At 42.7% G+C, this 6,253-nt stretch carries 2 protein-coding genes; both read left to right on the top strand.

All coding sequences use genetic code 11. The features are described from left to right. Positions 1 to 1,288 precede the first annotated feature (1,288 nt). Positions 1,289 to 4,072 (top strand): TonB-dependent receptor, encoded by a 2,784-nt coding sequence (locus ACYUCY_RS11720; RefSeq protein WP_460226674.1) that lies wholly within the window; start codon positions 1,289 to 1,291, stop codon positions 4,070 to 4,072. Positions 4,073 to 4,633: 561 nt separating this feature from the next. Further along, on the top strand, positions 4,634 to 6,088 hold the full coding sequence (locus tag ACYUCY_RS11715) for a multicopper oxidase family protein (protein ID WP_460226673.1): 1,455 nt from the start codon (positions 4,634 to 4,636) through the stop codon (positions 6,086 to 6,088). Positions 6,089 to 6,253: the final 165 nt, after the last annotated feature.

Raw genomic sequence — 6,253 nt, 5'->3', positions numbered from 1 at the left:
ATACAAAAAAGGCCCCCTGTTTATTACAGGGGGCCTTTTTTGTATTTAATGTCTGTGTTTGACGTAGTGTCACTACAACGGGCCCCATGTGACAAATTTGTCAGGAACACATTTGGACTGCGAAGCAGCCCGAAGGGTGAGGCCCGGGACGGGCCGAATCACTGTAGGTCATTGTCAGGCTTTTAACTAGAAAACCCCAGTTGTGAAAGCAACTGGGTTTTTTTTGTGGGGAATCGAATACTTGCTCAGCGGTATCTGAATTCCAAAATCCTTGTATTGAAAGGCATGATGCTCTTTGAGCAGCTGGTTCTTATGAAAAACGTGGCACTTAAATTTTGTTTTGCTAAATTTGTCAGGTTTTAAATTAAAATCTATAGCGATGGAATTAACCAGGGCTTCTTTAGTTGTAAGTTTGTACCTAAGTTTTTCCTCAAAAGGTACTTCCGATTTGTGTGGGTTAGAGACGGAGCGGGATCTGGCTAGCTATAAATTTTTGGTATTACAGTGTTTTATAGATTTTGTTAACCCAGTGAGGCCTCTTTTGTTTTTTGCTTGGTGTGGAAGTGGTCTTTGTGAAAATAAAGGTTTTTAATTATTTTTTTAATAAAACTATCATGCGAAAAAAAGATACTGATGTCGCTATTGGTTTTTAATGGTTTCAGTTCTATACGAAAAAATTTGATGAGTTACAATAAATGTGTCTCTCGTTAACTTGATGGAGTATTTTCGCTCTTTATATAACGCAGAAATGCTAGTTTTGACTTAACACAAAGAAATGTTTAGAAATGAGTGTAGAATCATTTTTTTAAAGGAAGTCTGGGTTTAGTGCGACGGTTTTTTTAAGTGCAGATAGGTAAGACAAACAAGGGTGTTACCAAACGTTCGATAGGATAAGCCTAAAGAAGAGACCTAACGCTTGATTAAATATGGTGATTACCGCGATTGTTTGATGCTAATTTATTTTGTCAAGAACATGTCAATCGAGCACGAACTATCATCCTTTTAAAATAAAGTGCTAAGTTTGGATTTCGGAAAGGTCGCTGAGACTGCTGAGTTTTTAAAGCCGCGCTGATTAAACAACCAATTTGACTGATGAGTTTACTTTGGAAAAGTAAAATACTTCGCTCGAAATTACTTAATTGACTGTAAGTTGGACCGAAACTATAATTCGGTCGTTCGTAATCCTATCTATCTCGAATTTACTAGCAACGAGAATGGTGTAAATAAAACAACATTTACCTTCTTTCATACCTCTACCTTAAAATCGAAAAATCCTTATGGAGGACTTATGTCCAGGATATCTACTAAATTTTGTCTTAAGGCAGCATTGCTTAGCACCTTTGCTACTACACCGTTTCAGTCGGCCTATTCTCAAGAACAGGTTGGGGCATTGGAGGAAATTGTCGTAACCGCACAACGGCGGGAGGAAACGGCACAAACAGTTCCAATCGCATTGTCGGCTTTTTCATCGGAAGATCTAAGTGTCAAGAAAATTGAATCTGGTATCGACTTGCAAAACTACGTACCTAATCTTAGCTACACCGGTGGTGGTGGTATCGACTTTTCAATTCGAGGAGTAGGTGCGGCTGTGGGTGGCACGACTGGCGATAATGGAGTTGGCGTACACATTAATAATATTCCTATTGTGGTCCAAAGTGCGGGCAGAGAAATTTACGATTTGGAGCGGGTAGAAGTACTTCGTGGCCCTCAAGGGACACTTTACGGCCGAAATGCTACCGGCGGCGTCGTTAACTATTTATGGGCGAAGCCGGGCAATGACCTGTCAGGCTCAGTATTGTTTGAGCTTGCCGACCCGAACTCTACAAAACTGTCTGGCCACTTCAATTTGCCCGTCAACGATTCCCTAGCTTTCCGATTTTCTGGAATCTATTTTGATCGAGATGGTTATACGAAAAATGTTGATACGGGTAACGACGTAGACGGTCGTGATGAATGGTCGACTCGTGTCTCAGCGATCTTCGCACCAACTGAGGATATGCAATTTACTTTTATGTGGCAGCATTCAGAAGAAGATTCTACGCGTAACGGTGGCACCAATAATCGCTGTATAAACGACCCGGGCCCAACGACCATTGGTTCAACAGCTGTTGATCCAGCGTCACAACTATTTCTGTCGCGCGGTTGTGCCCAAGGCTCGGTATACGGTGACCAAGCCTTTGATAACTTCAATAGTGTCGCGACGTTTGGTGGGCGTTATGCCTACGCTTTATCTGCCGGTGGTGCGGTTCCAGGCTTAGTGCCGGGCGACGTATTCGCTGGTCAGGCGCGCTCGACAGATCCTAGAGACGCTACTTACTACATCGATCCTGAGTATATCGCTGAAACTGATTTCGTCAGTTTGGATTCCCAATTCTATCTAAGTGATACTTTACAGCTTAATGTGTTGCTCGGTTGGGAGGAAGATAAGCTAGATACTCGAACAGGAAGCCAAGAAGCTGCAATCGGTTTTGGCAATACTGCTTTTACACCCGGCGGAATTTTTACTGATGTACAGGGTGGGCCTGCGACGGGTATTCGTACCTTGACGACTACAGACAACTACACCGAACAGTTTTCTACCGAGATTCGCTTACAATCAGATTTTGACGGGGCCTTTAATTTTAGCTTGGGAGGCTTCTATTACGATTTGGAGCGGGAAAATATACTTTTTATTTCCACGAACTCTACAACTATCTTCGCTGATTTTGTCAATCAGACTGTAGGTATTCCAAACTTTGGTGTGCCCCTTTACTACTTTGACCCCAGTCCTGACCCAAGAGATTCTGACTATGATGGTCACCAATACTTTGTTGCTAAAACTCCTTACGAGTTGAAATCACAAGCCCTATTTGGTGAAGCGTATTTTGATTTAGACGATACCGTTCGCCTCACTGCCGGTTTCCGTTATACAGAGGACGAAAAAGTTACTGATTCCGTTCCCGTTCTACTTTTTATTTCTGAAGGCGCGAATGGAACTGGTACTGCAGGGCATCCTGCTACTGGTTCTGCGTCTATCAGGACTCAAGAAGCAGATTTTGATGAATGGACGGGCCGTTTGGTATTAGATTGGAGCCCAACAGAAAACTCATTGATATATGCTTCTGTAGCGACGGGTTACAAATCTGGCGGTTTCAATTCACCAGACGACCCTTCAAGTAGCGCAACGTTTAGCGCTTACGATCCAGAAACTGTGACCTCATTTGAAGTGGGTACTAAAAATCTATTCTATGACGGTCGTTTCCAATTTAACGCTACTGCTTTCTTTTACGATTACAAAGACTATCAAGTATCTTTTGTTGAGCAGTTCTCTGCGCGTAATACCAACGTTGATGCGGAAGTTTACGGTTTAGAGCTTGAACTCGCACTTGAGCCGATCAACAATTTATTGTTGACCGCAAACATCGGTTTGCAAGAATCTGAGATTCTTAAAGGTAGTTCTATTGATCCTTTTGATCGTATCCAAGGCCAAGCTGGACTTACTTACCTAGTCACTCCACAAACCGGCTGCGTTGTATCGACCGCTGCGTTAGAGCCATTAATTCAGGCGATTAATGCAGGAACAAACCTTGCCTTTGCAAACCCAACTACCCTAGCAAATAACACGACAGGTGCGGGTAACGATATTTGTGAGGGAGGGTATATGGCCGGTACTACCCGAGGAGATGCATTAGGAGTTGACATTGTTCCCAGTGCGGGCAACCCAACGCCACTTGAAGGCAACGAACTGCCCAACTCACCTCCCTTGTCATACAGCTTAAGTGCCGCGTACACCTTCGCAATGGGTGATTGGGATGCAACCTTAAGAGCTGATTACAGCTGGAAAGACGATTCTTATACGAGCTTTTTTAATGGGGAAGATTACGAGTTGAGGGCTTGGAAGAACGCCAATCTGGTATTCGATATGCAGAATGTCGATAGCGGTCTAGGCTTTCAGCTGTTTGCCAAAAATGTACTCAACGATGATGACACTGTCGTTGGCTACGCTTTAAGTGGGCAGGGCCTTGGATTGGCGAGAAACGTAACTTTGCTTGACCCTAGGGTTTTTGGTGCAAGTGTTAGATACCAGTTCTAATTGAAATGTTTTATTGGGATGGCGCATTGCTCTTGTCAACGAGAGCTGTGCGTGCCCAATTGGTTTAATTTTAATTGAGCGTTGGCTACAGCGGGCCACATGTGACAAAAAACTGTTCCTGAGATTTCTGTGCACAATACGTCCGTGTAGACGACAAAATTGTTAGGTTTTATATGAAAGCCCTGTTGAGAAATCAACGGGGCTTTTTTAATTTCCTGTAATCGCTTACCCTTTTTGAGAGCCGTCATGGCGATTCGCCACAATCATTTTTGGGTCTGAGCTACACTCCGCCATTGTGCTTCAATGTCCAGATTTGTTCTCAAAAGATTTTATATGGAAATGATTTTTATTGGCCAAAAAGTATCTGTTTAAAAATAAGGTAAGAAAAGGTTTTAATGCTTGATTTAACACATCATTTACTTTGATATTTCCTTATAGAATCATCAGGCTGAGGTGGACTTTTCTGTAATGTTAATTTATCGGGATATCTCAGTCCCAAAATAAATCAGTTCTCACTTCCCGTTTGAGAAAAATAAAAATTCATTCGACAAGGCTCCTTCTGTGCAATCAAAACAAAAATGGTTTGTCTTCTTGCTGGTCTTACTCATCACGGCTTGCGTTACGGAAAACCCAATTCAGTCACTTGAGGATACGCGCCAAGACCCCCTTCGTGCGTCCCAAGTCGAACAGCCAAAAGGCTGGGATGATGACCTCGCGTTAACCATTCCAAAAGATTTAAACCCAGACCCCAATATTCTTGAGATAAATATCGAAGCCAAAATTAAAAAAATGGAAATAGTACCGGGTACCAAGACGCCGGTTTGGACGTATAACGGATCGTTACCAGGCCCGCTTATAAAAGCGAAAGTGGGTGACAAGGTGATTATTCATTTTAAAAATAAACTACCAGAAGCGACGAGTATACATTGGCACGGAATACGAGTGCCGAACAATATGGATGGGGTTCCTAATGTTACTCAAGATTCTATTTCCCCAGGCGAAAAATTTACTTACGAATTTATCGTCAAAGACGCGGGGACATTTTGGTATCACCCACATATTAATACTGCGGCACAAGTTGGTTGGGGCATGTATGGCCCCATCGTAATTGAAGATCCGAACGACCCCGAAATTTTTGGTGATGAGCTGGTAGTGATACTTTCCGATATGAGTGTTAGGGAAAATGGTGAATTAGTTCCCGCCGATCAAGGAGGCGACATTGCCAATTTACTGGGCCGAGAAGGTGAAGTGTTATTGGTGAATGGTAAGGTGATGCCAACACTAAAAGTAAGAAAAGGTAAGCAACAACGTTGGCGGGTGATTAATGCCGCCCGCGCCCGTTACTATTCAATCCGTCACGATGATGCTGTGCTAACAAAATTGGGTGGTGACAATGGGCTCGCTGAAAAATCGGAAGCGCTTAAAGAAATAAAAATTGTTCCATCCGAGCGGGCGGATTTTGTGTTCACTCCTAGTGATGAACCTGGAACGCTTGCGACTTTATACTGGCATGCGATTGATCGGGGTTGGGGTACGGCGTTTAATCGTCCGGATGTAAAGATGATGCATATCGAAACCGTTAATCAACCGGAAGTGATAGCGGAAAAAATTCCAACGAACTTACGTAGTATTGCTCCTATTGATATAAGTAAGGCGAAAGAATTGCTGATTGATTTAACTGTTAGTCAGCCCGAAGGTAAGCCACTTGAAATGGGTATTAACGGCAAACCTTTTTGGGAAGTGGAACCTATACAGGTGAAGCTAGGTGAAACGCAAATATGGACTGTGCGGAACAATACAGACTTCAATCATCCGTTTCACTTGCATGGCTATTATTTTCAAGTGTTAGACGAAAATCTTGTACCTGAGTGGAAAGACACAATAGATATTCCAGTAAAAAGCGAAGTGAGGCTGGCAGTACATTTCGACGAGCGTCCGGGGACGTGGATGTATCATTGTCATATCCTGGATCATGCTGAAGTTGGCATGATGGGGCAGTTGGTTGTTTCGCCCTGAATAAGATATTTGTGAGATTTTCTTTTGCTTGGAAGTTAAAGTGGCTATGGTTTTTGATTGTGGTTATGGATTACGATTGATTCAAGAATCATGAAATCGAAAACGATTTATTTTGGTTTTGATATGTCGCCCGGTCATCGATGAATAATTACAAGCCAAAGATTA

The organism is Aurantivibrio infirmus (assembly GCF_054767315.1).
The sequence above is the reverse complement of the archived record's forward strand: the minus strand, read 5'-3'. Positions and strand labels throughout refer to the sequence as shown.